The sequence below is a fragment of the Pseudoalteromonas sp. SG43-4 genome (assembly GCF_014164325.1).
Taxonomy (GTDB): Bacteria; Pseudomonadota; Gammaproteobacteria; order Enterobacterales; family Alteromonadaceae; genus Pseudoalteromonas; species Pseudoalteromonas distincta.
This window is the reverse complement of sequence record NZ_JACJFB010000011.1, coordinates 23,896-41,867: the sequence shown is the minus strand read 5'-3', so window position 1 is coordinate 41,867 and position 17,972 is coordinate 23,896. Positions and strand designations below refer to the sequence as shown.

12 protein-coding genes are annotated in these 17,972 nt (G+C 39.9%); 6 read left to right on the top strand and 6 right to left on the bottom strand.

Annotation, left to right across the window (positions count from 1 at the left end; translation table 11 throughout):
- Position 1: 1 nt before the first annotated feature.
- Positions 2–2,554, bottom strand: coding sequence for an exo 1,3/1,4-beta-D-glucan glucohydrolase (locus H5160_RS12045; RefSeq protein ID WP_182737577.1), 2,553 nt, complete (start codon positions 2,552–2,554; stop codon positions 2–4).
- Positions 2,554–3,828, bottom strand: a complete 1,275-nt coding sequence (locus tag H5160_RS12040) for a sugar MFS transporter (protein WP_182737575.1) — start codon at positions 3,826–3,828, stop codon at positions 2,554–2,556. The genes H5160_RS12045 and H5160_RS12040 overlap by 1 nt, the downstream gene beginning before the upstream one ends.
- Positions 3,829–4,095: 267 nt before the next feature.
- Here H5160_RS12040 and H5160_RS12035 point away from each other — a divergent pair, with 267 nt between their 5' ends.
- The 3 genes from H5160_RS12035 to H5160_RS12025 all read left to right on the top strand — a co-directional run bounded on the left by H5160_RS12035 (position 4,096) and on the right by H5160_RS12025 (position 7,860).
- On the top strand, positions 4,096–5,424 hold the full coding sequence (locus H5160_RS12035) for a GH1 family beta-glucosidase (protein ID WP_182737574.1): 1,329 nt from the start codon (positions 4,096–4,098) through the stop codon (positions 5,422–5,424).
- A gap of 46 nt (positions 5,425–5,470) precedes the next feature.
- Positions 5,471–6,793, top strand: a complete 1,323-nt coding sequence (locus H5160_RS12030) for a glycoside-pentoside-hexuronide (GPH):cation symporter (RefSeq protein ID WP_182737571.1) — start codon at positions 5,471–5,473, stop codon at positions 6,791–6,793.
- Between the two features lie 62 nt (positions 6,794–6,855).
- Positions 6,856–7,860, top strand: coding sequence for a LacI family DNA-binding transcriptional regulator (locus tag H5160_RS12025; RefSeq protein ID WP_182737569.1), 1,005 nt, complete (start codon positions 6,856–6,858; stop codon positions 7,858–7,860).
- Positions 7,861–7,924: 64 nt separating this feature from the next.
- On the opposite strand, the gene H5160_RS12020 is transcribed toward H5160_RS12025, so the two are convergent.
- Both H5160_RS12020 and H5160_RS12015 read right to left on the bottom strand, forming a co-directional pair.
- Entirely contained in the window at positions 7,925–8,593 is a 669-nt protein-coding gene (locus H5160_RS12020) for a DUF2987 domain-containing protein (RefSeq protein ID WP_259417092.1), read from the bottom strand.
- Positions 8,586–9,392, bottom strand: coding sequence for a glucosaminidase domain-containing protein (locus tag H5160_RS12015; RefSeq protein WP_024606443.1), 807 nt, complete (start codon positions 9,390–9,392; stop codon positions 8,586–8,588). Before H5160_RS12015 ends, H5160_RS12020 begins: the two co-directional genes overlap by 8 nt.
- Positions 9,393–9,640: 248 nt before the next feature.
- Here H5160_RS12015 and H5160_RS12010 point away from each other — a divergent pair, with 248 nt between their 5' ends.
- Positions 9,641–10,933: an anti-phage deoxyguanosine triphosphatase gene (locus H5160_RS12010; RefSeq protein WP_182737567.1), complete on the top strand. Its 1,293-nt coding sequence runs from the start codon at positions 9,641–9,643 to the stop codon at positions 10,931–10,933.
- A gap of 97 nt (positions 10,934–11,030) precedes the next feature.
- Here H5160_RS12010 and H5160_RS12005 read toward each other — a convergent pair whose 3' ends face one another.
- Positions 11,031–13,187 carry a prolyl oligopeptidase family protein gene (locus H5160_RS12005; RefSeq protein WP_182737566.1) on the bottom strand — a complete coding sequence of 719 codons (2,157 nt, stop codon included), beginning with the start codon at positions 13,185–13,187 and terminating at the stop codon, positions 11,031–11,033.
- Positions 13,188–13,351: 164 nt separating this feature from the next.
- Between H5160_RS12005 and H5160_RS12000 the strand changes: the two genes are divergently transcribed.
- A complete protein-coding gene (locus tag H5160_RS12000) occupies positions 13,352–13,666 on the top strand; it encodes a DUF962 domain-containing protein (RefSeq protein ID WP_182696450.1) in 315 nt (104 codons plus the stop codon).
- 512 nt (positions 13,667–14,178) lie between these two features.
- A complete protein-coding gene (locus H5160_RS11995) occupies positions 14,179–16,749 on the top strand; it encodes a TonB-dependent siderophore receptor (protein WP_182733732.1) in 2,571 nt (856 codons plus the stop codon).
- 81 nt (positions 16,750–16,830) lie between these two features.
- On the opposite strand, the gene H5160_RS11990 is transcribed toward H5160_RS11995, so the two are convergent.
- The gene (locus tag H5160_RS11990; protein WP_272941825.1) at positions 16,831–17,832 is read right to left on the bottom strand and encodes a branched-chain amino acid aminotransferase; all 1,002 of its coding nucleotides are present in this window, start codon (positions 17,830–17,832) and stop codon (positions 16,831–16,833) included.
- Positions 17,833–17,972 lie beyond the last annotated feature (140 nt).

The following is a 17,972-nucleotide window of genomic DNA, read 5'->3' as shown; positions in this document are numbered from 1 at the left end:
ACTACTTACAAGACAGCGTAGCCTCGTCCGCTTTATTTGGTACAAACTGAATATTAGCTACAGAAATTGATGCTTGACCATTGCTGTGCAAGCTAAATGGGCTTGTTAGGCTTGCAAAATTAACACCCTTATCAGCAAAACAACCTAAATCGATTGATACTGACTGCCATTTATTTTCAATAGTTTTATCAACTACGTTTGCTAAATCAATGCTTGCACCACACTCACCAGAACAAGTCATAGCAAGGGCTACATCGCTCGTTAGTGCTTCGTTTAATTTAATATCAAAGCTAATCACACTGTTTGCTTCAACGTAGGCAATGGTATCTTCTGCAAAGCTTGTTACTATTTCAGCACTGGCTTTTTCTGCACCGCTGAAGTTAAATTGGCGCGCGTCTTCTTGTACTGTTTTGTCCTCAGTACGGTATTTAATTGCACCAAATTCATGCGTACTACTCGATACATCTAAAAGCTCATCGCCCGATTTTAACAATAAGCGCCATGGTGCTACAGGCGCACCAACAAGTATATCCATACTCGTAAGCCCAGAGTTATCAAGTTTAGAGTCTTCATCAAGGTCGTCAGCTAACACGTTTTTATCGCCGTACGATAAGCCAAAACCATAAGGAAGTAATGGATCGTAATTTTCATCGCCTTTATTAACCGCAGTTTGTACCGCTGATTTAGGCCAAGAAAACGATAATTTACCTCTAAAGTTATTTTGAATGGTGCCGTCTGCCGCTTTTAATAAAACATCAGCAATACCTGCGCCTTCTGTACCTGGCAACCATGCAGCTACAAACGCGTCAGATGCGTTAAGTTCGCTGTTAACCCACATAGGTCGACCTGATATAAACACAGATACAACAGGAATGCCTTGCTCTTTTAGTGAGTTTAAAAGTGCTAATGACTTTTTATTTCCGCGCTCAAACTCAAGGTTATCTTTATCGCCGTGCCCTTCTGCGTAAGGTTCTTCACCAAATACAACAATGGCAACATCAGGACGTTGCTCAAACGTACCATCAGCGCTTAAAGTAACACTTCCACCTGCTGCAGATATTTGATCTTCAAGCCCTTTATATATCGAAGTAGCACCAGGGAAATCAGCATTTTTATTATTAGTACCTTGCCACGTAATACTCCAACCACCCGACTGTTTACCTATATTATCGGCTCCATCACCTGCAACAAGTACGCGTTGATTAGCTGCGATAGGCAATAGGTTATTTTTATTTTTGAGTAACACAAGTGATTCGCGCACAGCTTGACGTGCTACTTCGCGGTGCTCTTGGGCACCAATTAGCTCTGTTTTTCCAGAGTAAAGACGCTTAGCCGGGCTTGGTTTATCAAATAAACCAGCGCGAAGTTTTACGCGTAATATTCTGCTCACTGCGTCATCAATACGCGACATACTAATTTCGCCTGACTTAACTTGCGCAATTGTATTGTTATAAAGAGGCTTCCAGGCACCTGTTGGCACCATGAAAATATCAAGGCCAGCATTAACGGCTTGCGCACAACTTTCGTTAGTACAGCCTTCAATTTGACCGTGACCGTTCCAATCGCCTACTACAAATCCATCAAAACCCATTCGTGTTTTTAATACATCAGTAAGTAGATATTTATTGCCGTGATTTTTAACGCCATTCCAGCTATTAAAAGAAGCCATAACCGATTGGCTACCTGCTGATAAACCGCCTACATAGCCTTGTGCGTGAATATCAAATAATGATTGTTCACTGTCGATATTATTACCCTGATCATCACCATCAACCGTGCCACCGTCGCCAATAAAGTGCTTAACGGTACTAATTACACGCTTGTCACTTAAAAAGTCGCCATCGGCTTTACCTTGTAAGCCATTTACTATGGCTGCTGAGTAATCATGTACAATTTTTGGATCTTCTGAGTAACCTTCGTAGGTTCTTCCCCAGCGATCGTCGCGCACTACGGCAACTGTGGGTGCAAATACCCAATCAATACCCGTAGCCATTACCTCTACTGCAGTAATCGATGCTATTTGCTCGATTAAATCAGGATTATTCGCCGCGCCTAAACCAATGTTGTGCGGAAATAACGTGGCACCAATTACATTATTATGGCCATGTACTGCATCGGTGCCCCACATAGTTGGGATACTACTGCCATCAACTGAGTCGTCGACAGAAGCTTGATAAAAGCTCTCTGCTAAGGCTACCCAGTCCATAGGTGTTGCATGTTTGTCGCCATTAGGAAAAGCACCACCGCCATTGAGGTAAGAGCCAAAACCATATTTACGCATGTCTTCAACGGTAATATCACGAATTTCTGGCTGAATCATTTGAGCAACCTTTTGCTCAAGTGTCATGGCTTTTAAATAGTTAACTATTTTAGCTTCAATATCGGCATCTTTTTTAACGGCAATATTAAGTTTTGGCCAAATTTGCGCTGTTTTAGATAACGTTTCATTAGTTTCAACCGATGTCACTGCGTCGTTTGAACAAGCCGATAAAGTACCTACTGATGCAATTAATGTTGCTAAGGCTATTTTATTAAGTGTAAAAGGGGTTTTCATTATAGAGTCTCCTGCGCATGAACTGGTTTGCTACCGCTTAAACCATAGAACACGATAAATATGTAACATAAAATAGGTAAAACATACGAAAGTTGAACACCCACACTATCAGCAAGTGCACCTTGTAAAAGTGGCACTATTGCACCACCTACAATCGCCAAACACAAAATACCAGAGCCTTGAGCGGTATGCTTACCAAGTCCATTTAACGCTAAACTAAAAATAGTTGGGAACATAATAGAATTAAATAAACCAACCAATAGTATTGACCACATTGCTAATTGACCCGACGTGCTCATGGCAATAATGACTAAAATAATAGCCATGGTTGCGTTAAAGCCAAGTACTTTACCAGCGGGTAGTTTTTGCATTACAGCAGCACCAATAAAACGCCCAACCATAGCACCACCAAAATAATAAGTAATGTAATGAGCTGCAACATTCTCTTTTAGCCCTGCTATATTTTCTTGTGCTAAAAAGCTTACTAAAAAGCTACCAATTGCCACTTCTGCGCCTACATACATAAATATACCCACAGCACCTAATACAAGATGGCGATACTGCCAAGCACTGCCTTCAATTGCCTCTGATTTTTCGGCTTCTGCTTTTTGCTCGCTCATAATGTCTGGTAATTTAAGCCAAGCAAAAATACCGGCTAGTAAAATAAGCATTGCAGCTAAAAGGAGGTAAGGAAGTTGAACTGACTCTGCATTTTGAGCCGGTGTTAAAAAGGCTTCTGACGCTGAGTCTAGAATTAACAGAGCACCAAATGATGGCGCAACAGTGGTACCTAATGCATTAAAAGCTTGGGTAAGCGTAAGTCGAGACGACGCAGTTTTTGGTGAGCCCAACAAACTTACGTAAGGATTAGCAGATACTTGCAATAATGTTATGCCGCTGGCAAGTACAAATAAAGCGAATAAAAATACAGGGTAACTATGTAAAGACGCTGCTGGGTAAAATAATATACACCCGACTGCTGCAATTAATAATCCAATCACGATGCCTTTTTTATAGCCCACCTTTTTAACTATATAACCACTTGGAAGTGACATTAAAAAGTAAGCGCCAAAAAAGCAAAACTGAACCAACATGGCTTGTACATACGTTAAGTTAAATACGGCTTTTAAGTGTGGGATTAAAATATCATTTAAGCAGGTTATAAATCCCCACATAAAAAATAATGTTGTTAGAGAAGTTAATGCAAAACTGTAATTTTTATCCTGATAGTTTTGCGACTGTGTGTGTGTTGTCACTGGTGCTGAACTTGCCATGTGTTCTCCGTATTTTATTATTATAAATCTATTCTTAAGGTGCCCTGTTTTAGTTTTCAGCTGTCTTTAAACCATCCAGAAGCATTAAAGAGTTGACCTAAGAATTAATAAACACTAACCTTAAATGTAAGCGCTTTCATATGCAATTAAATACGAACAAGCTGTATATTTCAACACTTTTTATTTTTTGTACCCTCATACAGCATTAATTAAGCAAAAACACAGAGCTGATTTCTCTGTAAATGACTAACAAAAGGTTTGTTATTAATGACAAAATTATCACTACCACCCCATTCACCGCTTTTATCTAAAAACTTTGTATACGGTGTGGCCACGGCTTCTTTTCAAATAGAAGGCGGATCACAAGATCGTCTCCCATGTATTTGGGACACTTTTTGCGATACGCCCAATAAAATAGTCGATAACTCAGACGGTCATACCGCCTGCGATCACTATAACCTTTGGCGTAATGATATAGACCTTATTGAGTCACTTGGCGTAGATGCTTACAGGCTTTCTATTTCATGGCCGCGCGTGATGACCCAAGACGCAAAATTAAATCCTGTAGGCGTGAAGTTTTATACTGATATTTTAGATGAGCTAAAACGTCGCAATATTAAAGCCTTTGTTACTTTGTACCACTGGGATTTACCGCAACACCTTGAAGATGAAGGCGGTTGGCTTAACAGACAAACAGCTTACGCTTTTGAACATTACGTAAATTTAATTACCAAAGCCTTTGGCGATCGCGTTCACTCTTATGCCACATTGAATGAACCATTTTGTAGTGCGTTTTTAGGTTACGAAATTGGTATTCATGCCCCAGGTAAAGTGGGTAAAGAATATGGCCGTAAAGCAGCGCACCATTTATTATTAGCCCACGGACTCGCTATGAGCGTATTAAAGCAAAACTCGCCTAATACATTAAATGGCATAGTGCTTAACTTTACGCCGTGTTATAGCCTTACTCAAAGTGACGAAGACTTAAAAGCCACTGCATTTGCAGACGACTATCTTAATCAGTGGTATATAAAACCAATAATTGATGCCCAATATCCTGATATAATTAATCAATTACCATTAAACCATCAGCCTGAAATTCTTGAGGGCGATTTGGAACTAATTTCTCAATCTATTGATTACTTAGGTATTAACTTTTATACCCGCCAAGTTTATAAAGCGCACCCTGCTGACATTTATGAGCCTATTGCACCTACGGGCCCGCTAACTGATATGGGGTGGGAAATTTACCCGCAATCGTTCACCGACTTGCTCGTATCGCTTAATAAAACATACACCTTACCGCCTATTTATATAACCGAAAATGGTGCAGCAATGCCCGATACGTATAATAATGGTGCAGTTAACGACTTAGACCGTTTAAGTTATTATAATACTCATTTAAACGCGGTTCATAATGCAATTGAACAAGGTGTTGTTATACATGGCTACTTTGCTTGGAGTCTAATGGATAACTTTGAATGGGCTGAAGGCTATTTAAAACGTTTTGGCATTGTGTATGTAGATTATAAAACCCAGCAACGCACTATTAAAAACAGTGGCTTAGCTTATAAAGAACTCATCTCTAAAAGATAAGAGCATACCCATAACTAAAAACAAGTATAAAGCGGGATAAATAATCATGGTCAGTGTAAAAGAAAAAATAGCGTATGGCTTAGGCGACACCGCCAGTAATATCATTTTTCAAACAGTTATGATGTTTTTAATGCTGTACTACACAGACGTAGTGGGTTTATCACCCGCTGTTGTCGGTACTATGTTTTTAGCAGTACGTATTTTTGATGCCGTAACCGACCCATTAATGGGCAACCTTGCTGACAAAACACATACGCGCTGGGGGCACTTTCGCCCCTACCTACTTTGGCTTTCACTTCCTTTTGCCATTATTAGTATTTTAGCGTTTACTACGCCTGATTTAGAAGGCACCGATAAAATAATTTACGCCTTTACTACTTACACACTTCTTATGGTGGCTTACACCGCTATCAATATTCCTTATTGTGCACTGGGCGGTGTACTTACTGCAGATGTAAAAAAGCGCGTGACTATTCAGTCTTACCGGTTTGTATTTGGTATGTTAGGCGGCGTAATAGTAGCGGGTTGTACTATGCCAATGGTTGAGTACTTTGGCCAAGGCGATGCAGCTAAGGGCTATCAATACACCATGACTGCAATGAGCATTTTAGGCTTTGTACTTTTTTTACTTTGTTTTTTAGGCACAAAAGAGCGTATACAACAGCCAAAAGAGCAAAACATTCCTTTTGCCCAAAGTGTTAAAGCATTAATTAAAAACGATCAATGGCGAACACTTTGCTTAGCTGCGTTTTTTTTACTTACCGGTCAAGTATTAAGGCTTACGCTTGCTGTTTACTACGTAAAATACTATTTAGGTCGAGACGATTTAATCACCTTATTTATGACACTAGGCGTTGCAGCAAGCATGCTAGGGTGTGCTTTAGCTCAACCGCTTGCAAAGCGCTTTTGTAAAATAAAAGCCTATATAAGCTTACAAGTTATTGCCGCCGCTATTTGTGGTTTTAGTTACTTTATTAGTAAAGATCAATTAGTACTCGCATTTACTGCCTTTATTTTATGGAAATTCTTTTTAGATATGGCAACCCCTTTGTTGTGGGCAAAAATGGCCGACACCATAGATTACGGGCATGAAAAAACAGGTGTACGCATTACGGGTTTAGTTTATTCAGGCGTCATATTTTTTATTAAAATGGGCGTGGCGGTAGGCGGCGCAATTGCAGGCTGGTTGTTATCTTTTTACAGTTATCAGGCCGATGCAGTACAAACTCTTGATACTCAACACGGTATTTTACTTTCATTTACTGTGTTACCTGCTTTTGGATCTTTATTTGTTGCCTACATAATGAAAAAATATACACTGACTAATCAGGTTGTTGAAAATATTCAATCTAAACTAACAGCTAGTTAAGATATATACTCTAAGGTATTATTTAGCCGAAGTAGTTAAGGATAAGCGAGTGAACAAATAACATGGCAACAATTTATCAAGTCTCAGAGCTTGCGGGCGTATCGTTAGCCACCGTTTCTCGCGTGATGAACAAAAATACCCGTGTAAGCGATAAAACCAAACAAAAAGTGCTTGATGCCATGGAGCAGCTTGGCTACAAGCCTAACTCAATAGCGCAATCTTTAGCCTCTAACTGTACTAACAGTGTCGGTATTTTAGTGTCTGAGTTACATGGTCCTTTCTTTGCCCAAATGATGGCAGGTATTGAGTCGGAGCTTCGTGCTGCGGGTAAACACGTTATTATTACCACCGGGCACAGTGAAGAAGACAAAGAACAAGAAGGCATTGAATTTTTAATTAGCAGACGCTGCGATGCTATTATTTTGCACGTTGAAGCCGTTTCAGACGACTACCTAATAAAACTAAGTAAAGGCTCTACGCCCGTTTATTTAATGAGCCGTTACGTAGAGCAACTAAAAGACAACTGTATCAGCCTAGATAATCAATTAGGTGGTTACCTAGCCACTAAATCGATATTAAATCAAGGCCATACACAAATAGCGTATATTGCAGGCCCGCAGTTTAAAGCCGATGCATTTAATAGACTTGAAGGTCACAAACAAGCGCTTACAGAGGCTGGTGTTAAATTTGATCCTACGCTTTATTATATTGGCGACTTTAACGAAACTGGCGGTAGTAAAGGCTTAAAACATTTTATTGAAGAAAAACTTAGCTTTACTGCACTGGTATGCGCCAATGACGAAATGGCCTCCGGTGCCATGAAGTATGCACGAGAGCACGGTTATAACTTACCAATTGATTTATCGATTGTTGGATTTGATAACGTTATTTTTGCAAACTACCTATACCCTACACTCACGACTATAGATAATCCGGTCGGGAAAATGGGCGAAATGGCAGCTAAATTAGTGCTTAAAGACGTATATCAAAATAAAAACCTTGTTATAAATCGCTTTTTTGAACCTACTTTAATGCAGCGCGATTCATCTGCACCACTTATCAAATAAAGACTAAAAGCGAATACTAATTTTGGTACAAAAAAGCGGCTAAATGCCGCTTTTTATATGTGAGCTACTTAACAATCCAAGGCGTTACTTTAATAACGTTCGATATATCGCCAAGTGACGCGGTATCATCTTCCCAGTTATCTTTAACTGCAAAATAACACACAGACTTTTCACACGTTATATTTTCATCATCAAATTGCATTGGGCTTTTAAATGTAACCGCTACGCCCTTTTGCTCTGGTAATAAAAACCACATTAATTTACTTACAAAAAAGCCCGACAAATCAGTTAACAGCTCATCAAGTTCTTCGTTAATGGTATATAACGACTGCTTTGAAAACGTTAAATCTTCAAGTTCGTTTGCTTCTATTTGAAGTTTTAATTGGCAATCATGATCTGGATTTTGTGGCTGCACCACAATGACGGCTTTATCTGTATCAAGTTGCTTATCGAACGGTAATAGTAATTGTGCTTTATCGGTGAAGTTAAGTGGGTACTCGTTTCTTTCAGTTAAAATAGTGCCGCTTTTAATGGCACACGCTTCGTTAGTTGCTATATCACTTATATAAAAATTAACTCGCGCATATTGAAAGTCGCCTTTGTTAACAACTTTTAATCGGTCATAAAAACCGTCATACGACATCACAAATTCTCTTGCATTAACATTAAATGCACTCATGCCCAGCAGCACTAACGCAATGGCGTTGGTGCAATTAAAAATGTATTTATTCATCAAAGTAGGCTCTATTTTGGCTAATCATCGTGTTTAGCTCTTCTATATACGCTTCACCGCGCTCAGAGTAAGACATTAAACCATGTGTAAGTTCAGTCGCTAAAATTGGTTTTTGCTCAAGACGTAAGTTTTCACGTATTGCGCGTAAATCTTTATAAGCAGGATGCGTATTTATGTTTTTAAAATAAGAGTTTATAGCAGCTCTTACCGATTTAAACGCAGCAACTTCGTGTGCAGCTCCAGTATTACGGCGTTTTGGTACCATGCCACAACCTTTTGTGTAACACCACTGACCAAAAAAGTTAAGGCCAATACGTGCAAAACGCGATGTGCCCCACGCCGATTCATTTGCAGCTTGCATAAGCGCTAATTCTTTAGGGATTATATCAACACGGCGTAGTGCTTGCGTAAGTATTAGCGTATCAATGGTGGTTGGTAAGCCGTACGACTTTAATATTGCTGCAATATCTTTGCTTTGCTTTTTTTCTAAAGGTAATTCGTTTTGTAGCATCATGCGTGCTATTTCAAGCTTAGCGCGTTGCTGTAATATTTTTTTGTTTTCGGCTTCAACGTGCGGACGAATAAAGCTAAAAAATGCATGTTTTTTTTCTTTAACATCACTAAATTCTGAAAACTTTGGCAGTTTTACATTATGTAATGGTTTTTCTTTTTTCTTCACTTTTTTTGGTTGTTCTGACGTTTGTTCATCTAGTTCAACATCATCATTTTGTATAAACGGATATGCAAGCGCCCATACAAAAAACACGGTTAGTAAAAGCTTAAAAATCGTTTTTAACATGTATTCTCTCTTTGAAACAACAACTATGCATGGTTAATACACAAGCATACGAAGGCGCATTATACCTAAGCCACTTTATAAACGCGAATAACTGGGATTTGATGACCTTTTACGGTTGAATTTTCAGCAGTGGATTTGGGTTTTAGATAAAACAGAGCCTATGTAGTGCATTTGTTCATTCGCAATTTATAAGTCCATGGGTATACTGAGCAAAGTTTAATAATATTAACTATGTGTGAGTAAGCAGTATGGATAAACAATGGCAAAGCCGAATAATAGAGCAATATAAACATCGTCCTAACGATAACCGCTCGCCGTGGCAGGTCGACCGTTCGCGTATTATTCATGCCGCAGCATTTAGGCGTTTGCAAGCTAAAACCCAAATTATGGGTATTGGCCTAAACGATTTTTACCGCACTCGCCTTACCCACTCTTTAGAAGTATCGCAAATTGGTACCGGCATATTGCGCCATTTAAAAGCGCAACATAGCGACTTTACGCACTTTCCATCAACTGGACTGCTAGAAACACTGTGTTTGGCTCACGATATTGGCCATCCGCCTTTTGGTCATGGTGGTGAAATAGCGCTAAATTACATGATGCGCGATCACGGTGGTTTTGAAGGTAACGCACAAACACTGCGCATAGTTGCAAAACTTGAGCCCTATAGTAATGGGCACGGTATGAACCTAACTCGTCGTACTTTATTAGGTTTTATAAAATACCCCGCGTTTATTAATACGCTTTGGCATACCATTCCCGATGCCACAACCGGTCGTGCATTTATAAAAGCAGATGATTGGCGCCCTGCCAAAGGGTTATACAACGACGATGCAGCCATATTCAATTGGATAGTAGAACCACTGAGTCAAAACGATAAAACATTGCTAGGTAACCATGCCGCTATTGATAAGTACCGCGCTAAAACAACGTATAAATCGCTCGACAGCGCCATAATGGAACATGCCGACGATATAGCATACGCGGTACATGACTTAGAAGATGCCATTGCAACCCACGTACTCACATTAGACGATTGGCAAACCCATGCTCTGCCCCATTTAAAAGCACTAAACTTTGACTGGCTAAACGACATGCTTGAATCGCTGACCCAGCGCTTGTTTTCAAAAAATGATTATGAGCGAAAAGATGCCATAGGTGAGCTGGTTAATACCTTTATTATTCATATACATTTGGATATTCAAAACGATAACTTTGAATGCCCTATTTTAAAGTACACCGCTAAATTAGATGCCCAATACGACAGTGTATTGCAAATACTTAAGCATTTTGTGTTTCAACGTTTAATACGTGACCCCGAAATGCAGCAAATAGAATTTAAAGGTCAAAATTTGCTAATAGAGTTATTTACCGCTTTTGCTAGCGATCCGCTGCGTTTATTGCCCGAAACAACACAAGCACAATACATAGAAGCGCAAAAGCAAAACCAAGGGATGCGTATAATTTGCGATTATTTGAGTGGAATGACCGACGAGTACGCCTATAAAACATACCAACGATTGTTTTCACCTGTGCAGTAGCTAACTGCTAACTGCTAACATTGAAAAGGCCGAGTAAATTTAATTTACTCGGCCTTTTTGCTCAGCTATTAAAGTTAGCTATTTTGTTAAAGCGCTTTTATAACGACTCTACGCCCATGTTGTATAACGTAAAACCAAATATATCAGCGTACTGCTCAATTGTTTTACTCGTTGGTGTACCTGCACCATGCCCTGCGTTTGTTTCTATACGAATAAGCGTTGGGTTATTACCTGTTTGCTTTGCTTGAAGCTCAGCTGCAAACTTAAACGAATGCGAAGGGACAACGCGGTCATCATGATCGCCAGTTGTGATCATAGTAGCTGGATACTCAACACCTGCTTTTACATTATGAAGTGGTGAATAACCTTTAATGTATTCAAACATTTCTTTACTTTGCTCACTGGTACCATAGTCGTATGCCCAACCAGCGCCGGCAGTAAATGTATGGTAGCGCAGCATATCAAGTACGCCTACAGCAGGTAGAGCCACTTGAAATAAGTCTGGGCGCTGCGTCATTACTGCGCCAACTAACAAACCACCATTAGATCCACCGCGAAGTGCTAAGCGCTTTTTAGACGTGTACTTTTTATCTTTTAAGTACTCAGCCGCCGCAATAAAGTCGTCAAACACATTTTGCTTTTGCAATTTAGTGCCTGCATTGTGCCAGTCTTTACCGTACTCACCACCACCGCGAATATTAGCGACGGCGTATACGCCACCTTGCTCAAGCCATACTGCATTAACGGGGCTGAAGCTTGGCGTTAAACTAATATTAAAACCACCGTAACCGTATAAAATTGTAGGGTTTGATCCATCAAGCTTAATGCCTGTTTTATAGGTAATTACCATCGGTATTTTAGTGCCGTCTTTTGATGTGTAAAACACTTGCTCAGACGTGTAATCATCACTATTAAAATCAATAGCCGACTTACGATAAACACCCGATTCACCCGTAGCTACATCAAACGTATAAGTAGTACCTGGTGTTTTGTAGTTAGTGAACGAATAATAAAGCGTTGTTTGATCTTTTTTACCGCCAAAACCACGTGCTGTACCCACGCCTGGCAATGTAATTTCGCGAATTAGCTCGCCTTTTTTGTTGTACTGTTTTACCTGCGATATCGCGTCAACCATGTAGTTGGCAAAAAAGGTATCGCCGCCTTTTGTAAGATTTAGTACGTTTTTGGTTTCAGGAATTAAATCAACCCAATTTTCAGGGCTTGGGTTACTTGCATCAACCGTCACTACTTTTTTGTTTGGTGCATTAAGGTTAGTAACTAAAAACAGCTTGCTGCCTTCGTTATCAATAACTGATGTATCTGAATCAGTATTTCCTACAACCGTTACAAACTCACTGTTTTTATTTGTTAAGTCCTTTATAAACAGCTTATTGCCTGAAGTAGACGTACTAGCTGAAATAAGTAAGTAGCGGCCGTCATGAGTTACATCAGCGCCTACATAGCGATGTTTTTGCTCATCAGTTTCACCAAATACAACACTATCTGCAGATTGTGCAGTACCTAGCTTATGGTAATACGCTTTATGCTGATCTGTTTTAGCCGACAGCTCACTGCCTTTAGGTTTTTCGTAACTTGAATAATAAAAGCCCTCGTTACCTAACCAATCAATGCCACTAAATTTAACGTCAACAAGCGCTTCTTCAACTTGCTCTTTAGTATGTGCATCAATAACTATAATTTTGCGCCAATCGCTGCCGCCTTCAGATATTTGATACGCGAGTAATGACCCATCTTTTGAAAACGATAAACCCGACATAGACGTCGTACCATCTTCACTAAACTTGTTTGGATCTAAAAATACTTCAACGTCGCCACCATCTTTACTGCGGTACAAAACATATTGATTTTGCAGACCATCGTTTTTATAAAAATAGGTGTAATCGCCTTCAGTAAAAGGAGGGCCTATTTTTTCGTAGTTCATTAGTTTTTCAAGGCGCTGCTTTAACTTATCGCGATAAGGAATTTGTTCTAAATAAGAAAACGTTAAATTATTTTGCGTTTTAACCCAATCGGCAGTTTCGCTGCTCATGTCATCTTCAAGCCAACGATATGGGTCACTAACCGCTTCTTCAAAGTAGGTATCTACGATATCGCCTTTTTTTGTTTCTGGGTATATAACTGCGTTAACTTGCTTCATAGGTGCTTTTACTTCTTCTTGAGTTACCGTATTAGTTGGCTCTGTACAGCCGCTAAGCGCTACAATTACAGCACACGCTAGAGTATGTTTAAACATCCCGAGTTCCATTCTTATTTATTAATAGTGCGCCTAAGCTATTAACTTTTAGCCCTTTTGTCTATATAGATGCGTTAAGCGCCATTTATCGCTGTAAACAAATGTAAACTTACGCTTTAATAGCATTACCCTCATTAAAATAAAAAACAATAAAAGAGCACACTATGCAAAGTACAAACCCCACGTTTAAAAGCTTTAAAGCTTTCTATCCTTATTATTTAAAAGAGCATCGCAACGTGATTTGCCGCCGCTTACATTTTATAGGAAGCACCCTCGTTCTTGTTGTAATCGCAATAGCATTATTAAAACAACACTACAGTTTATTGTGGCTATTACCTGTTATTGGATATGGGTTTGCGTGGGTCGGGCATTTCTTTTTTGAAAAAAACCGCCCTGCTACTTTTAAACACCCTTTTTACAGTTTGTGGGGAGATTGGGTAATGTTTAAAGACATACTTATTGGAAAAATTAAATTTTAACACTATTTCTAGCACTCTTTTTTATACCAATTACTTATAAAAACAAAATTACTTCATGCTTTAAAGTATAGGTTCTAATAAGTAGTACATAATTTATAACACACCCATTAAATGTTAATTTAGTTAACATTTAATGGGTGTATTTTTATTTTATATTTTTAAAAATATTTATAGCTCAACAGTTGTTTATTGCCAGCCCAATAAAAATGGCTTCCTACAAATAATTAGTTAAATCTACCAACCTCATCTTACCAGTTAATTAAACGTTAAATTTAATTTTTAAATATAATTCATTATCCATCAATTACTTAGCAATTACCTTCGCTATATAACTAAAACAATGGTCATTATAAAAAACAACTAAATGTAATTATAAAAACCCTTAAATTAATTGAATGTTATTCAATTGACTGGCTTTGTTAATTAAGTATATGTTCAAGGTAACAAAGAGGTTTAATCTTTATCTTTTTGTTCAAAACTAAAATAATTCAATGGGTATGGGGAAATACAGCATGAATAGAAAACCGTTATTTAAATTACAGCAGTCGGTACCACAAATATTACTCGCCATGAGTGCATCAGCTGCGCTACTTGGTTCGCTCTCAGTAAATGCTGCAGAGCAAGACACCAAAGCAGAAGAAAACATCGAACAAATAAGCGTAATTGGCTCTCGCCGATTAGGCCGTACAGTAGAAGACAGTGCAGTACCCATCGATATAATTGGTGCAGATGCACTTAAAAACTCAGGCTTTACTGAAACGAATGCCCTACTTAGCAATTTATTACCTAGCTTTAACTTCCCGCAAGCATCACTTACTGATGGTAGTGACCATGTACGCCCTGCTCAACTTCGTGGTTTAGCACCCGATCACACTTTAGTGCTTGTTAATGGTAAACGCCGCCACAGTAATGCATTACTTAACTTAAATGGCTCAACGGGTCGTGGTTCATCATCGGTTGATTTAAATGCGATACCTGCAAATGCTATCGACCGCATTGAAGTATTACGTGATGGTGCAGCAGCCCAATATGGCTCTGATGCTATAGCCGGTGTTATTAATATTGTGCTTAAAAGTGCCAGCAGCGGTGGCTCAGTGGCGGCTATATATGGTGCTAACGTAACCGAAATGGACGGTGTACCACAGCTTGAATCTGTATCTGAAGGTAGCGACGGAAATTTAGCATTTACCGAAGGTGGCGATCGCTCTTTAACAGACGGTCAAACATTAACACTGCAAGGTAATATGGGTTTTGAGCTTGGCGATAATGGCTTTTTAAACATTTCAACGGAATACCGCGACCGCCATTCAACTAACCGCTCTGACTACGATAATCGTGAAAACTACGCACGATTAGATGATGGCTCTCTCGACCCACGTGAACTTACCGTAAATCGATATAACCATAACTTTGGTAATGGCGATGTAGAAGACTTTTCAGTGTTTTATAACGCAGGTTACCAATTAACAAACGAAGTAGATTTATATTCGTTTGGTTCTTACAGCAAACGCGAAGGCGAAGGCGGTGGTTTTTATCGCCGTGCAAGCGATAGCCGTAATATAGAAGAAGTTTACCCTGATGGCTTTTTGCCTGTTATCACCTCAGACATAGATGACTTTTCACTGGCACTTGGCGCTAAAGGTTTTGTAAGTGAATGGAATTACGATGTATCGGCTGTATATGGTCAAGATGCATTTGAGTTTGGTGTTATAAATAGTTTAAATACCTCATACGGCCCGACTAGCCAAACAAGCTTTGATGCCGGAACACTTACCTACGATCAACTTACCTTAAACGTTGATTTTAGTCGCGAAGTAGACGTCAGCTTTTTAGAAAGCTCGGTAAGTGTAGCTGTAGGTGCTGAGTATCGCCGCGAAGGATACCAAATAGATGCAGGCGAAGAAGCTTCATATGCACAAGGCACATTTGGCCCAGGAGGCGCAGTAACCGACCCAGTCGATGGCCCATTTGGCGCAGCGGGCGCACAAGTATTCCCGGGGTTTACACCCGAATCAGAGGGCGATAATAGCCGCCATAACGTGAGCTTGTATATAGACCTTGAAACCTACCTAACCGACGATTGGAATTTAGCGGTTGCCGCCCGTTATGAAGATTACTCAGACTTTGGCGATACACTTAACGGTAAAGTTGCGACTCGTTATTCATTAACTGAAGACTTAGCGCTGCGCGCCTCTGTATCAACTGGCTTTAGAGCACCTTCTTTGCAGCAACAATACTTTACCTCAGTGGCCACTGTATTTGTTGATGGCGAACCAACCGAAACAGGTACGTTCGCACCAAGCAGCGATGTAGCAAAAGCACTGGGCTCACCTGGTCTTGATGCAGAAGAAGCAACAAACTACGGCGTTGGTTTTACATGGTCTACCGACTTTAATTTCAGCTTGTCGGTTGATTACTACCAAATATTAATTGATGACCGTATTGTGTTATCAAACAACTTATCGGGCGATGCTATTGCCGATTTACTTCAAGGCACAGGTGCTAATCAAGGTCGTTTCTTCTTAAATGCAATTGACAGTAAAACCCGTGGTGTGGATGTGGTTGCCTCTTATAATGTAGCAACTGATGGTTATGGCGATTTAGCCTTTAACCTAGGTTACAACTACGGTAAAAATGAAGTAACAAATATTATCGACCCACCAGCAGAGCTGCAAGGTGCAGGGTTCGATCAAGATAACCTGTTCTCAGGCACTGAGCTGCGTCGTTTTGAAGTAAGCACACCGCGTAATAAGTACAACTTAAGCGCAACATGGACTAACGACGACATACGTACCACGCTTAGAACAACACGTTACGGCGAAACTCAAGACCCTTCAGATATCCCAGAACGTAACGAAGTGCTTAAGCCCAAATGGATAACCGACTTAGATGTCGCCTACTCGCTTAGTGAAAACTTATCGCTGAGCTTAGGGGCTAATAACATTTTTGATGTTTATCCAGATGCAACCCGTGAAAATGTTGACGATGTAACCACCTTCTCACGTTTATTTGCTTACTCTAGCTTCTCGCCGTATGGATTTAACGGACGCTACGTGTACGGTAAAATAGAAATGAAGTTTTAATAAGCGCAGCTTAAAGTAACCAAACACACAAAAGCCACCGATTAGGTGGCTTTTTAATGCGAGTTAGAATCAAATCTATAATTAGATTTTAGTTAACCAGCCGTGTTTGTCTTCACTTTTACCCCATTGAATATCGTTCAATGCTTGGCGAAGGCGTGCAGTCGTTGGGCCTGGCTCGCCAGTACCTACTTTGTACTCTTTATCGTTATGAATAAACGTACCCACAGCAGTTAGTACAGCAGCAGTGCCCGAAAGCGCCGCTTCAGTACCTGGTTTAGCAGCACGCTCTAATAGCTCAGTAACGCTAAAGTTACGTTCGCTTACCGTCATACCTAAATCTTTTGCAATGGTTAAAATACTATTACGCGTTACACCATGTAAAAACGTGCTATCAAGCGCTTTAGTAATAATTTCGTTGCCATCAATAAGTATAAAGTTAGCAGCACCGGTTTCTTGTACGTCGCCACCTGGGCAAAACAAAATTTGATCAGCTTGATACTTTATACGTGCAGCGCTAATAGGTGCTAGTGCACTGGCGTAGTTACCACCACTTTTTACCATACCCATGTGCGGAGCGCAGCGCATGCCATCTTCTTCAAGCAGTACACGTAGTGCAGTTGCACCACCGGCAAAGTAATCACCTACTGGCGATAGTAATGTGTATAAAAGCGAGCTCATTGATGGCGCTGCGGCTTTACCAATTGCAGCCTCTGTACCAATGTGCGTTGGGCGAATATACATAGAACCCGGCGGTAATGGCGTTTCATCTGCGTATTCACGCATAATATCGATAATCATCGTTTTTAGCATATCGCTGTCAAAACTCGGTAAGCTTAATAGCGCTGAGCTTTGTTGCATGCGTGCAATGTTTGCATCCATTCTAAAAAGATAAACAGAACCATCTTCATGGCGAAAGGCTTTTAAGCCTTCAAAACATGTACTTGAATAATGAAGAACGTGCGCACCAGCATGAAGTTCAAGTTTATCGGAAGGGACAATTGAGCTTTCGCTCCATTTATTATCAGAAAAACGAGCTTGAATCATCTGCGGCATAAACACGGTACCAAATGCGGCCATTTTAATCTCTCTTGTGTGGTCTATTTCCCTCCATTGTATGACAATCACACGCTATTTAACCATAGCTAAAGTAAGGCTTTTTTAATTAACTATGAGAATTTTTTGCAAGTGCTGTTTACTAATCAACCGCATTGGGTGCTATAAAC

Bases quoted from the DNA above. Each gene is read 5' to 3' on its own strand.
- H5160_RS12045 (WP_182737577.1), bottom strand. From the start codon at position 2,554: ATGAAAACCCCTTTTACACTTAATAAAATAGCCTTAGCAACATTAATT.
- H5160_RS12040 (WP_182737575.1), bottom strand. From the start codon at position 3,828: ATGGCAAGTTCAGCACCAGTGACAACACACACACAGTCGCAAAACTAT.
- H5160_RS12035 (WP_182737574.1), top strand. From the start codon at position 4,096: ATGACAAAATTATCACTACCACCCCATTCACCGCTTTTATCTAAAAAC.
- H5160_RS12030 (WP_182737571.1), top strand. From the start codon at position 5,471: ATGGTCAGTGTAAAAGAAAAAATAGCGTATGGCTTAGGCGACACCGCC.
- H5160_RS12025 (WP_182737569.1), top strand. From the start codon at position 6,856: ATGGCAACAATTTATCAAGTCTCAGAGCTTGCGGGCGTATCGTTAGCC.
- H5160_RS12020 (WP_259417092.1), bottom strand. From the start codon at position 8,593: ATGAATAAATACATTTTTAATTGCACCAACGCCATTGCGTTAGTGCTG.
- H5160_RS12015 (WP_024606443.1), bottom strand. From the start codon at position 9,392: ATGTTAAAAACGATTTTTAAGCTTTTACTAACCGTGTTTTTTGTATGG.
- H5160_RS12010 (WP_182737567.1), top strand. From the start codon at position 9,641: ATGGATAAACAATGGCAAAGCCGAATAATAGAGCAATATAAACATCGT.
- H5160_RS12005 (WP_182737566.1), bottom strand. From the start codon at position 13,187: ATGTTTAAACATACTCTAGCGTGTGCTGTAATTGTAGCGCTTAGCGGC.
- H5160_RS12000 (WP_182696450.1), top strand. From the start codon at position 13,352: ATGCAAAGTACAAACCCCACGTTTAAAAGCTTTAAAGCTTTCTATCCT.
- H5160_RS11995 (WP_182733732.1), top strand. From the start codon at position 14,179: ATGAATAGAAAACCGTTATTTAAATTACAGCAGTCGGTACCACAAATA.